This is a genomic window from Nonomuraea sp. LP-02, assembly GCF_036289125.1.
In the GTDB taxonomy this organism is placed as follows: domain Bacteria; phylum Actinomycetota; class Actinomycetes; order Streptosporangiales; family Streptosporangiaceae; genus Nonomuraea; species Nonomuraea bangladeshensis.
In genome coordinates this window covers 1,549,683-1,567,408 of record NZ_JAXCLK010000001.1, presented here as the reverse complement: position 1 = coordinate 1,567,408, position 17,726 = coordinate 1,549,683, and the positions used below count along the sequence as shown (strand labels likewise).

Genomic DNA, 17,726 nt, shown 5'->3' with positions numbered 1-17,726 from the left:
GAGCGTCAGGGGACGAGCACGAGCCGGACGGGGTCGCCCTCCTTGCGGGCCAGCCGGTCGAGCGCTGCCGGGGCCTCGGCCAGCGGCAGCACGTCGCTGACAGACCTGCTCAGGTCCAGCCGTCCCCGCCCGGCCAGCGTGACCAGGCGCTGGACGTCCTGCGGCGCGGAGCCGTAGTGGCCGAGCACAGACTGGCGGAAGTAGGCCAGGCCGATGTCGTTGGGGATGGTGATGGGCTGTCCGGCCAGGCCCACGACGACGAGCCGGCCGAACGGGCCGAGCACCGTCAGCGCCTGCTCGCGCACTGCCGGGACGCCGGCGAGGTCGAGGGCGACGTCCAGGCCGAGCCCGCCGGTCAGGTCCATGACGGTGTCGCGGAGCTTCGGGTCGGCCGGGTCGAGCACGGCGTCGGCGCCGAGCGCGAGCGCCCGTTCGCGGGCGGCGGGCAGCGGGTCGATCGCGATCACCGGGGCGGCGCCGACCAGGCGCAGGAGTTGCACGGCGTGCGCGCCGAGCCCGCCCGCGCCCCACACGGCGGCGGCGTCGCCCGGCCGGGTGGCGGCGGTCGTGGTCACGGCGGCCCACGGCGTGGAGACGGCGTCGGGGATGACGCACGCCTGCTCGAACGGCAGCCCGTCGGGGATCGGCACCACGGTCGTCGCGCTCGCCAGGGCGTACTCGGCGTAGCCGCCGTCGTAGTCGACGCCGCGGGTGAGCACGACACCGCGCAGGTCCAGCTCCCCGGCCTGGAGCAGCACCCGCTGCCCGGCCGTCCAGGCGTCCACGCCCGCGCCGAGTGCGTCGATCACGCCGGCGACCTCGTGCCCGAGGGTGACCGTGTCGCCGGTGAGCCACGCGGGCCGCAGGGTGCCGTCCAGCAGGTGCACGTCGGACAGGCAGACGCCGGCGGCGCGCACCGCGATCCGCACCTGCCCGGGGCCGGGCTCCGGGACCGGGACGCGCTCCATGCGCAGCTCGTTGGTGGGGACGTGCAGCCGGGCGGCGAGCATGTCGGTCACGGCGCTCCTTCTTCCCGCAGACTTCCCGCGGGCCCGCCCCGGGCTTTCTCCGGGGCGTCCCGCGGACTTCCATCGGATCCGGACGCGGCCGTGCGGCCGCTCCCAGGCGCGAGCATACGGCCCGCGCCCGCCGGTGCCGCGCGGCGGCGGGTCACCAGCGGTTGCGTGCCTCCTCGGCCCAGCCGGTGAGCCCGTCGAGCGTCACCCAGGATCCGTCGCCGGCCCGGATCCGGCCGCCGAAGTGGCCGAAGCACTGGTGCGTCTCGGAGCCGACGACGCCCAGCTCCGTACGCGAGATCTTCTCGTGGAACGGGGTGAACTCGACCTCGACGCCGTCCCCGGCGATGCGCCACGGCTTGAGCCAGTCGGAGCGGTCGTAGGTCCACTCCAGCTCCGCGCCGATCTTGTGCAGCCGGCCGTCGACGAACAGCCCGTTCTCGGTGGACCCGGTGCCGTCGGTCCACTTGCCGCCGAGCTGCACCGACAGCCCGGGGGCGTGGCCCGCCGCCCAGTTCCAGACCACGGAGTACGGCCACTTGCCGCGCCCGTGGTCGAGCACCGCGAAGGCGCCCTCGCCCACCTCGTGCTCGACGCCGCCCAGCACGAGCCGGCCACGCACCGGCCGGCCGACGTCCTTGACGGTGTACTGGAAGCGCCGCGGCCCCCACGGGACCACGACGCCGAGCGACTCGTGCCCCTCGGGCAGCGGGATCTCCAGGTCCAGCGTGAGGTCGGGCGCGTACGCCCGCAGCCGGGTGCCGCCCGGCTCCTGGTCGATCTCGACACGGACGCCGCCGCCCGCGACCCGGGCCGGGCCCGCCCCGCTGACCTGCGGGAACCGCGCGCCGCGGGCCAGCGGCACCACGGCGTCGTGGCTCACCTCCGCGCGGGAGGCGCGGTCGAGCACGTAGACGCCGTGGACGCCGGCGTAGTCGAGCGACGACGCCACCAGCCCGATGATGTGGGCCGGTGTCACGATCCCCCAGTATTCCCAGCGCTTACGACGGCCCCACCCGCGCAGCTCGGCCCGGTGCAGGGGGTGCCGGGTCCAGCCGACGGCCGCCGGGTTGAGCCGGCCGTCGGGCAGGCAGAGGTCCACGGGCTCGGTGATCTCCCGCTCATGGGTCAACATGGGGGAAATGTACTATCAGGCCGGGAAGTCCTTCGGGTTCACATGCCTGGTGCCGGCGTTGCCGCCCCGCACCGGGTGCAGGGTCAGCGTGTAGATCCGGGACGCCGTCGCGGTCGTGTAGTAGCGCAGCCGGTCGTTGAAGCGCTGGTAGGTGGCGGCGCGGGTGAACCGGTGCCGGGACGTGCTGTAGGCGTAGCCGGTGGTGAAGTAGAGCCGGTAGGTGCCGTCGCGCACGTCCTTGATGCTCGCCGTCGACTTGGCGCGGACGTAGATGCTGATGGCCTTGGTCTTGCCCTTGACCAGGATGACGACGCCGTCGGTCCGCAGGCCGTTCTTGATCTTGAGGACGCCCCGGCCGCCGCTGATGCGGTCGAACAGGATGGCGCCGTTGCGCGGGCGGGCCGCGGCCGTCGCGGTGGCGCTCACCGTCGTGGTGCTCACCGTCGTGGTGCTCACCGTGGCGGCAGTCGCCGTGGTGGCGCCGGCCGGGCCGGCCGTGACCAGGGTGGCGGCCATGGCGAAGGCGGCGATGAGGCCGGTTCGCGGGGCGAGAAGCTTGTTCTTCACGCGAACGTCTCCTTAAGAGGGGGGACATGGTCGAACCACGCCAACCCTAGAGAACCCGGGCGCTCCGGCCCACCTGTTATCAACTTCAGGGCCGGAGTGGTCCCCCGGCCCCCGGCGGCGGGCCGTCAGCCCTCCAGCACCTCGCGCAGCTTCACCGCGAAGGCGTCGGGGTCGCCCGGCATCCCGAAGGTGTCGTCGAGGAAGCCGCCGTGGTTGCTGGGGAAGGTGACCGGCTCGACGCCGATGCGCTCGGCGACCCCCAGGCCCCCGCGGCAGGCCAGCTGCCCCTCCGACTCGGCGCCGACGGCGATCACGATGCGGGTCGAGGCGGCCCGCAGCGCCGCGAAGTCGTGCTCGTGGTGGGTGCAGCTGATGAGGTTCTGCCCGAGCAGCGCGTCGTCGCGGCTGCCGTCGTCCTCGGCCGGCAGCCCGAACATGGCCGGGTCGGGAGCGGGCTGGTCGGCGAAGTCGGCCGGGATCTCGCCCTGCAGCCCGACGATCGTGATGAACTGCGCCATCGCCGGGCCGAACCCGTCGCGCTCGTAGGTCCTGCTGATGCCCTTGATGGCGGCCAGCGCCCGCTCGCGGTCGGGCAGGACCTGGGTGGCGGGCGGCTCGTGCGCGACGAGCGTGCGCACCTGCTCGGGGTGCCGGGCCACCAGCTCCAGCGCGTTGACCGCCCCGCCGCTGCTGCCGAACAGATCGACGGGGCCGCCGCCGAGCTCGTCGATGATCCGGTGCAGGTCGTCGGCGTGCTGCTCGGGGGTGGACTTCTCGCCGGGCTCGCCGGTCTTACGGCTCTCGCCGACGCCGCGCGGGTCGTAGGTGACGATCGTGCGCTCCGGCAGCCGCTCGGCCAGCGCGACGAACCCCGCGGCCCCCATGGGCGAGCCGACCAGCAGCAGGACGGGCTTGCCGGACTCCTCGACGGCTTCGCGCACCTCGTAGTGCAGGACCGCGCCGGGCACGTCAAGGGTGTGGGTCTTGAAGTCTCGCATCATTGCCTCCTGTGAGAAACGCTCGCACCATATCGACCAGCACTGACAGAAGAACTCATCGGGGAAAGCTGGATTTTTCCAGTCCGGCGGCCGGCTCGTCCAGGTATGCCTGGTGCAGCAGTCTCACGAACGGCCCGGCTTCGGGCAGGTCCGCTCCGCCGACGCGGCGTACGGGGACGCCGGGCGTCCAGGAGTTCATGACCACGGCCCCCGACAGCCCGGGCAGATCGGCGACGGTGACCTCGCGATCGGCCTGCGGGACGCCGAGTGCGGCGAGCCGGCGGCGCAGGATCGCCATCGTGACGCCCTCCAGCCGGGCGGCCACCGGCCACACCACGGCGGAGCCGTCCCAGAACGCGAGGTTCCAGATGGTGGCCTCGCTGAGGCGGCCCCGGCGGTCGACGAAGGCGGCGTCGTCGTAGCCGTCCGCCACGGCGCGGCGCTTGAAGTACGCCTTGGCCGTCTCGCCGGTCTGCTTGACGGCGGGGAGGAACCGTTCGTGCTCGGCCACCGCGAGCGCCAGCGGGCCCTCCGGCGGGGTCGCGGGCGGCCCGGTACGGACCAGGATCCGCAGCTCGGACCCGGATTCGGCGGCGTACACGGTGGCCCGCAGCGACACGTCGGGCGGGCCGGTCGCGACGGCCGCCCGCAGGCAGGAGAGCACCCGCTCGTCGTCCAGGTCGCGGCCGAACAGCTCGGCGGAGGCCCGGCGCAGCCGGGCCAGGTGCAGGTCGAGACCGCGTACGCGGCCGCCGCGGACCTGCATGGCGGTGAAGTGGGCGTCGCCGGCGAAGGCGAGCGGGGCGAGGTCCGCGGCGGTCGCCGGACGCCCGTCGAGGTGCGTGGCCCAGGGAGACGGCATGGCGGGGCTCCTTCCTGATCGTCCACGATCCTCGCACGGCCCGGACGCCAGTGACCGGATCCGTCCGCATCGGGGCCCGATCCTGCCTTACGGCGGGGCGGCGGCGCGGCCGAGACTGGGTGCGTGAACAGAGCACTCCTCGTCATCGACGTGCAACAGTCGTTCCTGCGGCGGCCCCTGTGGCGGGCCGCGTACAACCCCGGGATCACCGGGCCGGTCTCCCGGCTGGTGGACGTGGCCCGCGCCGAGGGCGACCTGGTCGTCTGGGTGCTGCACAGCGAGCCGGGCACCGGCGACGTCTTCGACCCGGCGCTCGGGTACGTCCGGCCGATGGACGGCCTGACCCCGCTGCCCGGCGAGGAACGGATCACCAAGACCTCGCACAACTGCTTCACCACCACCAACCTGCAGCAGATCCTCACCCGGCACGGCGTCGGCGAGCTGGTCGTGTGCGGGATCCGCACCGAGCAGTGCTGCGAGACGACCGCCAGGATCGGCAGCGACCTCGGCTTCGGCGTCTCGTTCGTCACGGACGCGACCGCGACGACGCCGATCCCGCACCGCGACGCGCCGCCCGGGGCGTCGGTGGAGGAGATCCTCGCCGACGCCCGCACGCTCGGCGTGGAGGCGATCGTCGAGCGCACCGAGTACGCGCTCGCCGGCCGCTTCGCCACGATCAGGACGGTCGCCGAGCTGGCGGGGGCGCCGAGCCCGGTAAGCTGACCGGATCGTGACCCGTGTCGCCTTCGTTCTCGTGCCCGGGCTGCACCTGCTCGACCTCGCCGGCCCCGCCCAGGTCTTCTCCACGGCCGGCGACCTCGGCCTCGGCTACACGCTGACGTACGTCGCCGAGCGCGCGTCCGTCCCCACCGCGCAGGGGCTCACCCTGACCGCCGGGACGACCTGGCCCGAGCCGGCCGCGGGTGACCTGCTCGTCGTGCCGGGCTGGCGGGCGAGGCCCACACCGGCCGGATGGGGCGAGCTCGGCCCGGCCGCGCTGGACGCGCTCCGCGCCCACCACGCGGCCGGGGGCACGGTGGCCAGCGTGTGCGCGGGGGCTGACGCGCTGGGCCGTGCCGGGCTGCTCGACGGGCGGCGCTGCACCACGCACCACGAGCTGCAGGACGAGCTGGCCGCCCGCTACCCGAAGGCGTCGGTCGTCCGCGACGTCCTCTACGTCGAGGACGGCAGGGTCATCACCTCGGCGGGCATCGCCAGCGGCATCGACCTCGCCCTGCACCTCGTGGCCACCCGCCACGGCCCCGGCGCCGCCGCCCGGGTGGCCCGCGAGATGGTGGTCTACGCCCGCCGCAACGGGGACGAGCGGCAGGCCAGCGCCATGCTCAGGCACCGCGCCCACCTCAGCGACGCCGTGCACCGCGTCCAGGACCTCATCGACGCCCGCTTCACCGAGCCGCTCCCGCTGTCGGGCCTCGCCGCCGCCGCCGGATGCAGCCCGCGCACGGTCACCCGGCTGTTCACGCGGGCGACCGGGCTGACGCCGCTGGCCTACCAGCAGCTCCTGCGGCGCGAGCGGGCCGAGCATCTGATCGGCCAGGGCGCCACGGTCGAGGCGGCCGCCCGCGCGGTCGGCTTCCAGGACGCCCGCATGCTGCGCCGGCTGCGCGCCCAGCCGCGCCCGTGGTAGGGCTGTCCCTACCTTCCATCGGGGGACGGCGGCAATGCCGGGTTCGACGGCCCGTCCCTAGAGTCGATGACGTACGGTCCGTCGAGCCAGAATCGAGCGACATGACCATGAAGAGGACGACCTTGATCGCAGGCGTGCTGGGGCTGACCGCGACGGCGGCCGGATGCGGGATCGCGGGCCCCTCGTCCCAGACCAGGTCCTCCTACGAGGTGCCCGGTGATGTGACGGGACTGCGGGTCGAGGTCGACTCGGGCACCGTGGAGCTGGTGGGCTCGGACCGGCGTACCGTGCGGGTGACCGAGCGGCTGTCCTGGCGCAAGAACAAGCCTGAGACCCGCCACGAGGTGCGGGACGGCACACTGAATCTTGCCTACGAGTGCCCCGACACGTTCGGGGCGGGCGCGATCGGCGTCGAGTGCGAGGTGAGCTACCGCGTGGAGATGCCGAAGGGCGTACGGGTGGAGGTCGGCTCCGACTCGGGGGACCTGACGCTGTCGGGGCTGGCCGGCGAGGTGCGGGTGAGGTCCGACTCGGGGGCGATCCAGGCCGACGGCCTGGCGGGCGGCAAGGTCACGGCGACGTCCGACTCGGGGGACATGACGCTCGAATTCACCGGGCAGCCGGACGCGGTGACGACCGAGACCGACTCCGGCCATACGGTGGTGCGCGTGCCCGCGGGGCCGTACCGGGTGGAGGCCAAGACGGACTCCGGTGACAAGCGGATCACCGCCGCCAACGACGCGTCGGCGCCGCGCTCGATCAAGGTCTCCAGCGACTCCGGCGACCTTGAGGTGCTCACCCGCTGAGCCGGGCCGGCCGGGTCAGGGCCATGGTGACGGACGTCCACCACGTCTCCCCCACCTGGACGGAGCCGGCGTGGACCTCCTCCTCGCGGAAGCCGAGCCGCTCGTAGAGCCGCCTGGCGCCGTGGTTGTGCGCGTAGACGCCCAGGGTGACCCGCTCGACGTCCGGCCCGGCGAAGGCGGCGTCGAGGGCGGCGCGGACCAGCGCCTCGCCGTGGCCGCGCCCCCTGGACTCCGGGGCGACGAGGACCATGCCGAGGCGGAGCGAACGGGGCGTGCCGTCGGGGCGGAGCATGACGTGGCCGACCGGCCGCCCGTCCGGCCCCGGGGCGACGAGGAGCCGGCGTGCGGGGTCGGCGGCGCGGAAGGCGAGCAGTTGCCCGCCGTCGAACGGCCAGGTGAAGGCGGCTTTCCCGGACCACAGGACGAGCGCGTCGCCGCTGTCGATCCAGGAGGCGATCACGGCGGCGTCGGCGTCGGTCAGCGGGCGCAGGGCGGTCATGGCGCAGATCATAACCGTTTGGGCGATTCCTGCCTGGGCAGCCCGTATCGCCAGACGGCAGGAGCATCGCCGACCCCCCGGGCGGCCCGGCGCCGTACGCACCTGACCGTCCGCCTGCCCGGAGCCGCCCGATGCCTTCCCGCCGCCCGCCGGAGCTCGCCTACGTCCTGCCGCTGCGCTGGGACGACGACGCCGGCCTGGACGAGCTGACCGCCTACCTGCGCCGCCTGTCCCGGCACGCCGCGATCGTCGTCGTGGACGGCAGCCCGCCCGCCCTGTTCGCCCGGCACGCCCGCCGCTGGCGCGGGCTCGCCGTCCACGTGCCGCCCGACCCCGGCCTCGCCTGCGCCAACGGCAAGGTCGCCGGGGTGCTGACGGGCATGCGGCTGGCACCCGCCGAGCACGTGGTGATCGCCGACGACGACGTACGCTACGACCCCGGCGGGCTCGCCGCCGTCCGCCGCCTGCTCGGCCATGCCGACCTGGTACGCCCCCAGAACTACTTCTCCCCGCTGCCCTGGCACGCCCGCTGGGACACCGCCCGCACCCTGCTCAACCGGGCCGTGGGCGCGGACTACCCGGGCACGTTCGGCGTGCGCCGCTCCTTCTTCGAGCGGATGGGCGGCTACGACGGCGACGTGCTGTTCGAGAACCTGGAGCTGATCCGTACCGTCCGCGCCCACGGCGGGGTCGAGCTGGCGCCACCCGGCCTGTACGTGCGCCGCCTGCCGCCCGCCGCGTCCCGTTTCTGGGGGCAGCGGGTCCGGCAGGCGTACGACGACCTGGCGCAGCCGGTGCGGCTGGCGCTGTTCCTGTCCGTGCTGCCCGCCTGCGCCGCCGCGCTGCTGCTGCGCAGACCGGGGCTGCCCGCCGCCGGGGCCGCCGTCGCGGTCGCGCTGGCCGAGGCGGGACGGCGGCGCGCGGGCGGCCGGCGGATGTTCCCGTGGGAGGCGTCGCTGTTCGCCCCGGTGTGGATCCTGGAGCGGGGCACGTGCAGCTGGCTCGCCGTCGCCGCCGCGCTGCGCGGCGGGATCCCGTACGCCGGGCGCAGGCTCAGGGTGGCCGCCCACCCGCTGCGGCGGCTCCGCCGTCAGGCGGCGGGAGGCGGGTCCGGCTCGCTGGAGGCGCGGAAGCCGATCGCCTTGTGCGTGCCGTCGCAGAACGGCTTGGTCGACGAGCCCCCGCACCGGCACAGCGCGACCGTGGCCCGCCCCGGGTCTATCGGCTCCCCGTCCTGAGTCACCAGCATGAACGCGCCCCGGACCAGCAGCGGGCCGTCCTCGCACGGCGTCACGGTCACCACGCCGTCGTCATGCACCCCGTCGTCCTGCACCCCGTCGTCCTGCACGGGCGCCGACTGCCCCACGGGCACCGGCGGAAACGCGGGGCGGGCCGGAGCCGGGCATTCTTGCATCAAGCAACGCTCTGCTACGGTGGCTTCGAGGTGAGCCGGGAAGCCTGGTCGGCGCCATTTCGCCGTGCCCGCAGAGGAAGCTCACGATGACATCCGATTTCGCCCACGGAGGCACATCCTCTCGGGTGCGCCAGTGGACGTGCGGCACGGTCGTCGTCCTCGACCTGGTCGGCCCGTTCGCCGGGCCGGACGTGCTCGTGCTGCGGCGGAGCCTGACGACGGCCCTGGCCCTGCGCAGCGTCCCGCTCGTCGTGCTCAACGCCCGGAGGGCGGGCGAGATCGACCCCGAGGCCCTGCTCGTCATCGCCGCCGCCGGACGATACGCCCGCGAGGCCGGCGGCCGGCTGATCGTCGCCGCCCGGCCCGGCGCGGCCCGGCCGCTCGACGACGTGGAGACGCGGGACACGCTGGAGGAGGCCCTCGCCGAACTGGTGAGGACGAAGCCGTGACCCGATCCCGGCAGGGCGGCGCATGCGCGTTCGTCCTCGTTGACCTTATTGCACTGTGCAAAGATGGACCACAGCCGCCGCGCACCTGGCGCAGGCAGGCCGGCAAGACGGAGGAGCGTCATGATGCACGCGGACGCGGATGAATCCGGTTTCTCCTGGATCGTCACCCAACAGGACGGCGTCGCCGTACTGAGCGCGGCAGGGGATCTGGACCTCGCCTCGGCCGACGAGTTCCAGCGCGGACTGTCGGAGGCGATCGCGCAGGCGGTGCCGCCACTGGTCGTGGCCGACATGGGAGCGGTGGAGTTCTGCGACTCCTCGGGGCTCAACGCGCTGATCCGGGCCTCGAACGCGGTGGAGTCCGCGGGCGGGCGGCTGGTGCTCAGCGGGCTGCGTCCCCGGCTGTCGCGGCTCCTGCTCGTGACCGGGCTGGACAAGCGCTTCCGCGCCGCCGGCGACGTCGCCGCCGCCGCGTCACTGCTGACGAGCCCGGACGCCGCCAGGACGCCCTGCGTCTGACGGCCCGCACCCGGCCGCCTCACATCGCCGCCGCCCGTCGTGGGCGCGGCACCGCGGCCGGGCCCGGAGGCGGCGTGCGAGGGCGGCCCCGGCCGCCGATCAGCGCCAGGAGGCCGCCCAGCGCGATGATCGCGCCGCTCGCCCAGAGCAGGCTCATGAACGGGTTCACCGCGACGCGCAGCACCGCCGTCCTGCCGTCCTCGCCGGCGTCCGTCACGGAGACGTACAGGTCGTGGAGGAGCACGCTGCGGACGGCCGGGCGGGCGACCGGCGGGCCACCGCTCGGGTAGGAGGTCAGCGACGGGCGCAGGACGTCCACGATCGTGCCCTCGCGGGCGGCGCTGACCACGGCGGTGATCGTCGTCGCGGCGGCGCCGGCGTCGCGTTCGACCGCTTCGAGCCGTACGGTGTAGCCGCCCGCCAGGACCGAACCGCCGGTCCACACCCGGGCCGTGGCCTCCTCGGCGTAGCCGGAGGAGGCGGCGACGGCGACGGCCGCCAGGGCGATCCCGGTGTGCGCCACGAGGCCGCCCGCGCGGCGCAGCCCCATCGGCTCGCCGCCGGTCCTCGCGAGCAGCCGCCCGGCGACCGCGGCCAGCACGAACGCCGCCAGCCCGAACGCGGCCAGCGCCATGACCGGCGGCGGCCCCGCGACCGCCAGGGCGGCGACGGTGCCTGCGCCCACGCCGAGCGGCCAGACGAGCCCGCGCCGCGCCCCCGCGGCCGTACCACCGTGCCGCGTTTCCGCGGCGGCGCCCCCGTACCGCGTTTCCGCGGCGGTGCCGTCGCGCGGGTGCCGGGCGCGGACGGCGGCGCCCATCAGCGCCAGCAGGGCCAGCAGGCCGGGGACGAGGGTCCCTTCGTAGTACGGCGGCCCCGCCGAAGCCCGCTCGCCCCGCAGCAGCTCCACTGCGGGCGGGAGCAGGAGGCCGAGCAGCACCGTACCGGCCAGCACGGCGAGCAGCGCGCAGCCGAGCAGCAGCAGCGGATCCGGGCGCGCGGGGTGGCGGGGCTCGCGCCGGGCGAGCAGCGCGCGGGCCCCCACGAGCGTCACCGCCAGCACGCCCAGCAGGGCGGCCCCCGCGAGCGCGGTCACCGGCAGCACAGTGACCGGCAGCTGCGTCACCGGCAGCTCGGTGACCGGCAGCTCCGTCCCGGGCAGCATGGTCCCGGGTGGCGCGGTCCCGGGCGGAGCGGTCCCGGGCGGCGTCGTGTCAGGCGGCGTGGTGGCGTTCGTGGCCAGGAACATTCCGAGCGGCACCAGCAGGAACGCGGCCAGCGCCAGCGGCGCCACCCAGGGCCGCATCGCGCGTGACGGGGCCGCGTGCAGCAGCGCGGTGGCCAGCAGCCACGGCATCAGGGCCCCGTTCTCGGCCGGGTCCCACTCCCAGGAGCCGCCCCATCCCAGCGCCCGGTACGACCACCACGCCCCGAGCACGATCCCGGCGGTCAGCGGCACCCAGGCGGCCAGCGTCCAGCGCCGGATCGTCCCGATCTCGGTACGGCCGGTGACCAGACAGGCCACGCCGTGGCCGAAGGGCACGGCGAGCGCGGCGGAGCCGAGGTACAGCAGCGCGCCGGGGCCGGGCCCGTCGGCGGCGACGGGGACGACGGGCCGCCCGGTGAAGGCGCTGACGGCGAAGAACACGGCGCACACCAGCATGACGGCCGCCATCGCGACGGACTGGAGCCGGTCGCCCGGCCGGTGCCGCCGCCCCGCGACGGCGGCGACGCCGGTGAGGGCGAGCAGCCACAGCAGCAGCGACGCTTCGAGCGCCGACCACAGGCTCGTCACCGTGTCGGAGAGCGGCACGCCGTGCCCCTCGTGCCCGATCGAGTGCCCGATGAGCCCGGTCACCTGGAGCGCCACGGCCAGCACCGCGCACCCGAGTGCGGCCCGTCCGGCCCGTACGGCGAGGGCTGCGGGACGGCCGCGCCGCCAGGCGAGAGCGGAGACCAGCGAGGCCAGCAGCCCGCACCACAGGGCGGCGGTGCCGAGCGCGGCGGTCACGTTCGCTCGATTCGGCTCGCGGGCACGGCTTCCTCCCGTGAAGAGTTCGGCGGGGGAAGCAGTTCCATGATCGCGTCTCGGGCAAGCAGGGACAAGTTTCCCCAGAACGCTGGCGTGGCGAGCCCTCCGGCCCACCGCCGCGCCTGGGCATGCGGCCGGTCAGGCGGGGCAGGCTACCGGACGGGGGAAGCGCACGTGGCGGTCCGTCACGAGAGGGGAACGGGGGCCTGATGGGCAACGCCGGCGACAAGAACGGGCGGGCCGCCCGCCGCGACGCGGACGCGCCGCCGGGCGGGCCGTGGCGGCTGCTCGGCAAGCTCATGGAGGGGTTCCTGCTGGGCGTGGTCGTCGTCAGCCTCGTACGGCGCGCGTTCGCCGGCGGGGAGCGCCGCCGCCCGTGACGCGGGGCGGCGGGCGGAGGTCAGCCGCCAATGATCCCGGCGTCGGAGAGCACGGCGAGGAACAGGCCGGTGCACAGCAGCGCGACCGGCCACACCTTCTGCGAGAGCGCCACCAGGATGCCGGCGAGCAGGGCCACGAGGGCGACAATGCTGAGGGGGTCCATGGGGATGGTCCCTGCCCGGGAAACGCCTACTCAGGCACGCCGTTCTCCTGCCGTTCTCGCGCGGCCAGCCGGGCGCGCTGCGGCTCCACCGTGTACGCGGGGTCGTTCGCGGAGGCGACGCCCGCGTGGAAGACGCCGAACCGGGTGCAGGCGGAGCCGGCCAGCAGCGCGGCGCCCGCGACGACGGCGGCGGGCCGGCTGCGGCGGCCGGCGGTCGCGCCGAGCAGCGCCCCCGCCGCCGACAGCACCTCGCCGAGCCGGGCCAGGCGGCCCTTGCCCTGCTTGAGCGGCTCGGCGACCGGGCCGAGGCGGCGTTCCATGCGCAGGGCCGCGGCGGCCTCCAGGGCGGTGCCGAGCAGAGCCGTGCCGCGGGCCGGGCCCGCCTCGGCGAGCGGCGCGGCGAGCAACCCGAGCCCGCCGGCCGCGGCCATGGCCGACCCGGCGAACAGCAGCGGCAGCTCGCGGTGCCCGTCGTGCCAGAGCGGGACGGCGGTGTCGGCGACCAGCACCGCCGTGTACGTGGCGACCGCCGCCCCGGTCAGCCCGGCCCCGGCGCCCGCGGCCCGGCCAAGGCGCGGGAAGCGGCCGGTGACGGCGGTGACGGCGGCGAGCCCGGCCTGCGGGCCGTACGCGCTGAGGATCCAGGTGCCGACGCTCATCGGCGAGGTCACCTTGAACACCCGCAGCATGTTGACGAACCTGGCCGGCTTGCCGAGATCGTGGATGAGGGCGTAGAAGGAGCCCCCGATCGCGCACAGCGCTCCCACCTTGCCGGCCCGCGCGAGCCGCGGCCGGCCGGTCAGCTCGGCCGCCTCCGCCAGGATCGAGGAGGCTCCGGCCAGACCGCCGAGGAACAGGTAGCCGGCGATGTCGTAGTCGTGCCACGTCGGCTCGTTGAGCACCGGGAGGCCGTAGTAGGAGCGGAAGTCGGCCTCCGGCACCATCGCCCGCTCGCCGCGCCGCCGGCCGCCCCGCCACCGGTCCCCGCGCTCATCGCGCCGTCCGCCCTCGCGCCGCCCGCCCTCGCGCCGCCCGTCGCCGCGCGGCTCGCGCCCGCCGGCCGAGCCCACGGTGGCCTCGCGCTCGGGCCGCAGCGCGAGGTCGTCGTCCATGCGGACGTCGGTCTGGTCGCCCGGCCGGTCCTCGCTCACGTGCGGCTCCCCCATGTGGCCGCGGCGATGCCGGCCAGCAGCACGACCGCGGCGATGCCCGTCCGCCGCCACATCGACGGCAGGTCCCTCGTCGTCACCACCGGGTCCGGCGGCAGCCCGTACACCTCGGGCTCGTCCAGCAGCAGGAAGAACGCGCCCGTGCCACCGACGCCGTCGTCCGGGTCGTGGCCGTACAGGCGGGCGGAGTCCACGCCCGCGGCGCGCACCTGCTCCAGCCGGCGCGCGGCGCGCTCGCGCAGCTCGTCCAGCTCGCCGAACTGGATGGAGTCGGTGGGGCAGCTCTTGGCGCAGGCCGGCTCCTGGCCGACGCCGAGCCGGTCGTAGCAGAGCGTGCACTTGGCCGCGACGCCGGTGGTCTCCCGCTTGCCGATCACCCCGTACGGGCAGGCGGGCACGCAGTAGCCGCACCCGTTGCAGACGTCGTCCTGGACGACGACGGTGCCGAACTCGGTGCGGAACAGCGAGCCGGTGGGGCAGACGTCCAGGCAGGCCGCGTGGGTGCAGTGCTTGCACACGTCGGAGGCCATGAGCCAGCGGAAGTCCATCCCGCCGACGCCGGGCTCCTGGTGGCCGAGCGGCTTGGGCTGCTCGACGAACGCGACGTGCCGCCAGGTGTCGGCGCTCAGGCTCAACGTGTTGTCGTAGGACATGCCGGTGAAGGTCATCCCGTCGTCCGGGATGGCGTTCCACTCCTTGCAGGCCACCTCGCACGCCTTGCAGCCGATGCAGACGCTGGTGTCGGTGAAGAAGCCCATCCGCTTCGGGTGGGCGGTGTAGCCGCTCACGGTCGCCGGGTCGACGCTCATCAGATCTCCATGCCGGTGTGCTCGGTGACGCCCGCCCGGCGCTGCTGGTCCCGGACGAGGTAGGTCAGGCCGGGGCCGCGCGGGCGGCGGCCCGGCCGGATGTCGGCCGAGAACGCCTTGACCTCCTGGATGTGGGAGTTCGGGTCGAGGGTGATCGACGACAGCTCGTTGGCGGCGTCGCCCGTGACCAGGCCGTTGGGCCCGAAGTGGAACGGCAGCCCGATCTGGTGCACGACCTTGCCGTCGAGGTGCAGGGCGGGCATCCTGCGGGTGACCAGCACCCGCGCCTCGATCGCGTTGCGGGCGGTGACGATCGTGGCCCAGTCGCCGTGCACGAGCCCGCGCTCGGCGGCCAGCTCGGGCGAGACCTCGCAGAACATCTCCGGCTGCAGCTCGGCCAGGTAGGGCACGGTGCGGCTCATCGCGCCGGAGGTGAAGTGCTCGGTCAGCCGGTAGGTGGTGACGACGTACGGGTAGAGCGCCGCGCCGGGGTCGTCACCGCTGGGGTTGGAGCGGTTGTGCTCGTGCGGGAAGAGCATGCGGGCCGGGTTGCGCTGCTGGTCCGGGTGGAGCGGGTTGCGTACCGGCGAGTCCTGCGGCTCGTAGTGGACGGGCAGCGGGCCGTCCACCACCCCGGCCGGGGCGAACAGCCAGCCCTTGCCGTCGGCCTGCATGATGAACGGGTCGATGCCGGAGAGCGCGTCGTGGCCGAGGGCGTCCGGGGCGGGCCGGTAGTCCGGCGGCTTGGTGGCGTCGAAGTCGGGCACGTCGTAGCCGGTCCAGCGGCCCTGGTCGGCATCCCACCAGACGAGCTTCTTGCGCTCGCTCCAGGGGCTGCCGTCGGGCCGGGCCGAGGCCCGGTTGTACATCAGCCGCCGGTTCTCCGGCCAGGCCCAGGCCCATTCGGCGGCGATCCAGTTCTGCTCCTCGGCGGGCTTGCGGCGGGCGGCCTGGTTGACGCCGTCCTTGTAGACCCCGCAGTAGATCCAGCAGCCGCACGAGGTGGAGCCGTCCGGCTTGAGCGCGGAGTAGCCGGGCAGGGGGTCGCCGTGCTCGTCCCAGCCGTTGATCTCGGCGAGCACGGCCTCGGCGACCGGCTCGGCGTGGCTGCCCTCGACCGGGTAGTCCCAGGTGAGGTTGAGCACCGGCGCGTCCATCGGATCGGTGGAGCCGGCCAGTTTGTCGCGGATGATGCGGCCCAGGTGGTACATGAACCACAGCTCGCTGCGGGCGTCTCCGGCCGGTTCGACGGCCTGGTGGTGCCACTGCAGCATGCGGTTGGTGTTGGTGAAGCTGCCGCTCTTCTCGGTGTGGGTGGCGGCGGGCAGGAAGAACACCTCGGTGCCGATGTCCTCGGTGCGCAGCTCGCCGGTCTCGATCTCCGGGCCGTCCTTCCACCAGGTGGCCGACTCGATGAGGTTGAAGTCGCGCACCACCAGCCAGTCCAGGTTGGCCATGCCGAGGCGCTGCATCTTCGCGTTGGCCGAGCCGACGGCGGGGTTCTCGCCGAGCAGGAAGTAGCCCTTGCAGGAGCCGTCGAGCTGGGCCATCACGGTGTCGTACGTGCTGTGGCTGCCGGTGAGCCTGGGCAGCCAGTCGAAGCGGAAGTCGTTGTCCGCGCCGGCCGCCGGCCCCCACCACGCTTTGAGCAGGCTGACCAGGTAGTTGGGCATGTCGGCCCAGTAGCCCTTGTGCGCGGCGTCGGCCATGAGGAAGGCGTTCAGCGTCTCGTGCCGGTGGGCGTGCGGCATCGGGATGTAGCCGGGCAGCAGGTTGAACAGGGTCGGGATGTCGCTGGAGCCCTGGATGCTGGCGTGCCCGCGCAGCGCCTGGATGCCGCCGCCGGGCCGGCCCATGTTGCCGAGCAGGAGCTGCAGGATGCAGGCGGCGCGGATGAACTGGGAGCCGTCGCTGTGCTGGGTCCAGCCGACCGCGTAGACGAACTCGGCGGTGCGCTCGGGCCCGGAGTTCTCCGTCAGATGGCGGCACACCTGCTCGAACAGCTCCGGCGGGACCCCGCAGGCGCGTTCGACCAGCTCCGGCGTGTAGCGGGCGAAGTGGCGCTTCAGCACCTGCAGCACGCAGCGCGGGTCGGTCATGGTCTCGTCGCGGCGCGGGGTGCCCTCCATCGAGTGGCCGATCGCGCCGTGCGTCTCGGAGCCGCCGGCCACGTGCTCGTCGTAGTCGGTGTCGTAGGCCTCGTCGCGCCGGCCCGAGGCGGCCACGGTGAGCATGCCCTCGTACTGCCAGGTCTCGCTGGAGTAGTGGCGGTGGGTCGCGTCGAAGCCGGAGAACAGGCCGTCGAGGTCCTCGGAGTCGCGGTAGTCCTCGCGCAGGATCGTGGACGCGTTGGTGTAGGCGAGGACGAACTCGCGGAAGTACAGCTCGTTGCTCAGGACGTGGTTGATGATCCCGCCGAGGAAGGCCACGTCGGAGCCGGCCCTGATGGGCACGTGCAGGTCGGCCAGCGCGCTGGTGCGGGTGAAGCGCGGGTCCACGTGGATGATCACCGCGCCGCGCGCCTTGGCCTCCATCACCCACTGGAAGCCGACCGGGTGCGCCTCGGCGAAGTTCGAGCCCTGGATGATCACGCAGTCGGAGTGCTGGAGGTCCTGGAGGAACGTGGTCGCGCCGCCCCGCCCGAACGACGTGCCGAGCCCGACCACGGTGGAGCTGTGGCACACCCTGGCCTGGTTCTCGATCTGCACCACGCCGAGCGACGTGAGCAGCTTCTTGATGAGGTAGTTCTCCTCGTTGTCCAGCGTGGCGCCGCCCAGGCTGGCCAGGCCCATCGTACGGGCGGTGCGCTTGCCGGCCTTCTCCCATTCCCAGGTCGCCCGCCGGGTGGCGATGACCCGGTCGGCGATCATGTCCATGGCTCTGTCGAGGTCGATCTCCTGCCAGTCCGCGGCGCCCGGCGGCCGGTAGAGCGCCTGGTACAGGCGGCTCTCGCCGGTGGTGAGCTGGAGCGTGGCCGCGCCCTTGGGGCACAGCCGGCCCCGGCTGACCGGGGAGTCGGGATCGCCCTCGATGTGCACGACCCGCTCGTCCTTGACGTAGACGTTCTGCGCGCAGCCCACCGCGCAGTACGGGCACACCGACTTCACCACGCGGTCGGCCGTGGCCGTACGGGCCGTGAGGCGGTCGGTGCGCGCCGACCGGACCGCCGCGCCCCGACCGGACCGGTCGGGGCCGGTGAGCTGCCGCAGGAGCGGCCAGGAGCCCAGCCCGCGAGGCAGGTTCCCAGGTAGCTTCATGG

At 74.3% G+C, this 17,726-nt stretch carries 18 protein-coding genes and 1 pseudogene; 7 read left to right on the top strand and 12 right to left on the bottom strand.

What is annotated here, in order from left to right; genetic code table 11:
• Positions 1 to 5: 5 nt before the first annotated feature.
• The 5 genes from SMD20_RS07280 to SMD20_RS07260 form a co-directional block, all read right to left on the bottom strand.
• The gene (locus SMD20_RS07280) at positions 6 to 1,010 is read right to left on the bottom strand and encodes a zinc-binding dehydrogenase (protein WP_329592466.1); all 1,005 of its coding nucleotides are present in this window, start codon (positions 1,008 to 1,010) and stop codon (positions 6 to 8) included.
• Between the two features lie 160 nt (positions 1,011 to 1,170).
• Positions 1,171 to 2,151 carry a DUF2804 domain-containing protein gene (locus SMD20_RS07275; protein WP_329576632.1) on the bottom strand — a complete coding sequence of 327 codons (981 nt, stop codon included), beginning with the start codon at positions 2,149 to 2,151 and terminating at the stop codon, positions 1,171 to 1,173.
• A 15-nt stretch (positions 2,152 to 2,166) separates the two neighbouring features.
• On the bottom strand, positions 2,167 to 2,718 hold the full coding sequence (locus SMD20_RS07270) for a hypothetical protein (protein WP_329576630.1): 552 nt from the start codon (positions 2,716 to 2,718) through the stop codon (positions 2,167 to 2,169).
• Between the two features lie 125 nt (positions 2,719 to 2,843).
• A complete protein-coding gene (locus SMD20_RS07265; RefSeq protein WP_329576627.1) occupies positions 2,844 to 3,716 on the bottom strand; it encodes an alpha/beta fold hydrolase in 873 nt (290 codons plus the stop codon).
• A 55-nt stretch (positions 3,717 to 3,771) separates the two neighbouring features.
• On the bottom strand, positions 3,772 to 4,578 hold the full coding sequence (locus tag SMD20_RS07260) for an aminotransferase class IV family protein (RefSeq protein ID WP_329576625.1): 807 nt from the start codon (positions 4,576 to 4,578) through the stop codon (positions 3,772 to 3,774).
• A gap of 123 nt (positions 4,579 to 4,701) precedes the next feature.
• Between SMD20_RS07260 and SMD20_RS07255 the strand changes: the two genes are divergently transcribed.
• The 3 genes from SMD20_RS07255 to SMD20_RS07245 all read left to right on the top strand — a co-directional run bounded on the left by SMD20_RS07255 (position 4,702) and on the right by SMD20_RS07245 (position 7,032).
• Complete coding sequence (locus tag SMD20_RS07255; RefSeq protein ID WP_329576622.1) at positions 4,702 to 5,301, top strand: cysteine hydrolase family protein; 600 nt, start codon at positions 4,702 to 4,704, stop codon at positions 5,299 to 5,301.
• A gap of 7 nt (positions 5,302 to 5,308) precedes the next feature.
• Positions 5,309 to 6,226, top strand: a complete 918-nt coding sequence (locus SMD20_RS07250) for a GlxA family transcriptional regulator (RefSeq protein WP_329576620.1) — start codon at positions 5,309 to 5,311, stop codon at positions 6,224 to 6,226.
• Between the two features lie 101 nt (positions 6,227 to 6,327).
• Positions 6,328 to 7,032: a DUF4097 family beta strand repeat-containing protein gene (locus SMD20_RS07245; RefSeq protein WP_329576618.1), complete on the top strand. Its 705-nt coding sequence runs from the start codon at positions 6,328 to 6,330 to the stop codon at positions 7,030 to 7,032.
• Here SMD20_RS07245 and SMD20_RS07240 read toward each other — a convergent pair.
• A complete protein-coding gene (locus SMD20_RS07240; protein WP_329576615.1) occupies positions 7,022 to 7,531 on the bottom strand; it encodes a GNAT family N-acetyltransferase in 510 nt (169 codons plus the stop codon). The two genes, SMD20_RS07245 and SMD20_RS07240, sit on opposite strands and share 11 nt — an antisense overlap.
• Positions 7,532 to 7,662: 131 nt before the next feature.
• On the opposite strand from SMD20_RS07240, the gene SMD20_RS07235 reads away from it, so the two are divergent.
• On the top strand, positions 7,663 to 8,769 hold the full coding sequence (locus SMD20_RS07235; RefSeq protein ID WP_329576612.1) for a glycosyltransferase: 1,107 nt from the start codon (positions 7,663 to 7,665) through the stop codon (positions 8,767 to 8,769).
• On the opposite strand, the pseudogene SMD20_RS48320 reads toward SMD20_RS07235, so the two are convergent.
• Positions 8,733 to 8,945, bottom strand: a pseudogene (locus SMD20_RS48320) (hypothetical protein); the annotation flags it as partial. The gene SMD20_RS07235 and the pseudogene SMD20_RS48320 sit on opposite strands and share 37 nt — an antisense overlap.
• A gap of 125 nt (positions 8,946 to 9,070) precedes the next feature.
• Between SMD20_RS48320 and SMD20_RS07230 the strand changes: the two are divergent.
• Positions 9,071 to 9,394 carry a hypothetical protein gene (locus tag SMD20_RS07230; RefSeq protein WP_329576611.1) on the top strand — a complete coding sequence of 108 codons (324 nt, stop codon included), beginning with the start codon at positions 9,071 to 9,073 and terminating at the stop codon, positions 9,392 to 9,394.
• A 120-nt stretch (positions 9,395 to 9,514) separates the two neighbouring features.
• Entirely contained in the window at positions 9,515 to 9,913 is a 399-nt protein-coding gene (locus SMD20_RS07225; protein WP_329576609.1) for an STAS domain-containing protein, read from the top strand.
• Positions 9,914 to 9,932: 19 nt separating this feature from the next.
• Here the strand turns inward: SMD20_RS07225 and SMD20_RS07220 are convergent, their stop codons facing one another.
• On the bottom strand, positions 9,933 to 11,924 hold the full coding sequence (locus SMD20_RS07220; protein ID WP_329576606.1) for a cytochrome c-type biogenesis CcmF C-terminal domain-containing protein: 1,992 nt from the start codon (positions 11,922 to 11,924) through the stop codon (positions 9,933 to 9,935).
• A gap of 230 nt (positions 11,925 to 12,154) precedes the next feature.
• On the opposite strand from SMD20_RS07220, the gene SMD20_RS07215 reads away from it, so the two are divergent.
• On the top strand, positions 12,155 to 12,325 hold the full coding sequence (locus tag SMD20_RS07215) for a hypothetical protein (protein WP_329576603.1): 171 nt from the start codon (positions 12,155 to 12,157) through the stop codon (positions 12,323 to 12,325).
• Positions 12,326 to 12,345: 20 nt separating this feature from the next.
• Here SMD20_RS07215 and SMD20_RS07210 read toward each other — a convergent pair whose 3' ends face one another.
• From SMD20_RS07210 to fdh, 4 genes are read right to left on the bottom strand one after another with little or no spacing between them, the layout of a single operon-like run.
• Complete coding sequence (locus SMD20_RS07210) at positions 12,346 to 12,489, bottom strand: hypothetical protein (RefSeq protein ID WP_329576601.1); 144 nt, start codon at positions 12,487 to 12,489, stop codon at positions 12,346 to 12,348.
• Between the two features lie 26 nt (positions 12,490 to 12,515).
• Entirely contained in the window at positions 12,516 to 13,601 is a 1,086-nt protein-coding gene (gene nrfD / locus SMD20_RS07205; protein WP_442942588.1) for an NrfD/PsrC family molybdoenzyme membrane anchor subunit, read from the bottom strand.
• 35 nt (positions 13,602 to 13,636) lie between these two features.
• A complete protein-coding gene (locus tag SMD20_RS07200; RefSeq protein ID WP_329576595.1) occupies positions 13,637 to 14,467 on the bottom strand; it encodes a 4Fe-4S dicluster domain-containing protein in 831 nt (276 codons plus the stop codon).
• Positions 14,467 to 17,724 (bottom strand): formate dehydrogenase, encoded by a 3,258-nt coding sequence (gene fdh, locus SMD20_RS07195; RefSeq protein ID WP_329576592.1) that lies wholly within the window; start codon positions 17,722 to 17,724, stop codon positions 14,467 to 14,469. Before fdh ends, SMD20_RS07200 begins: the two co-directional genes overlap by 1 nt.
• Positions 17,725 to 17,726: the final 2 nt, after the last annotated feature.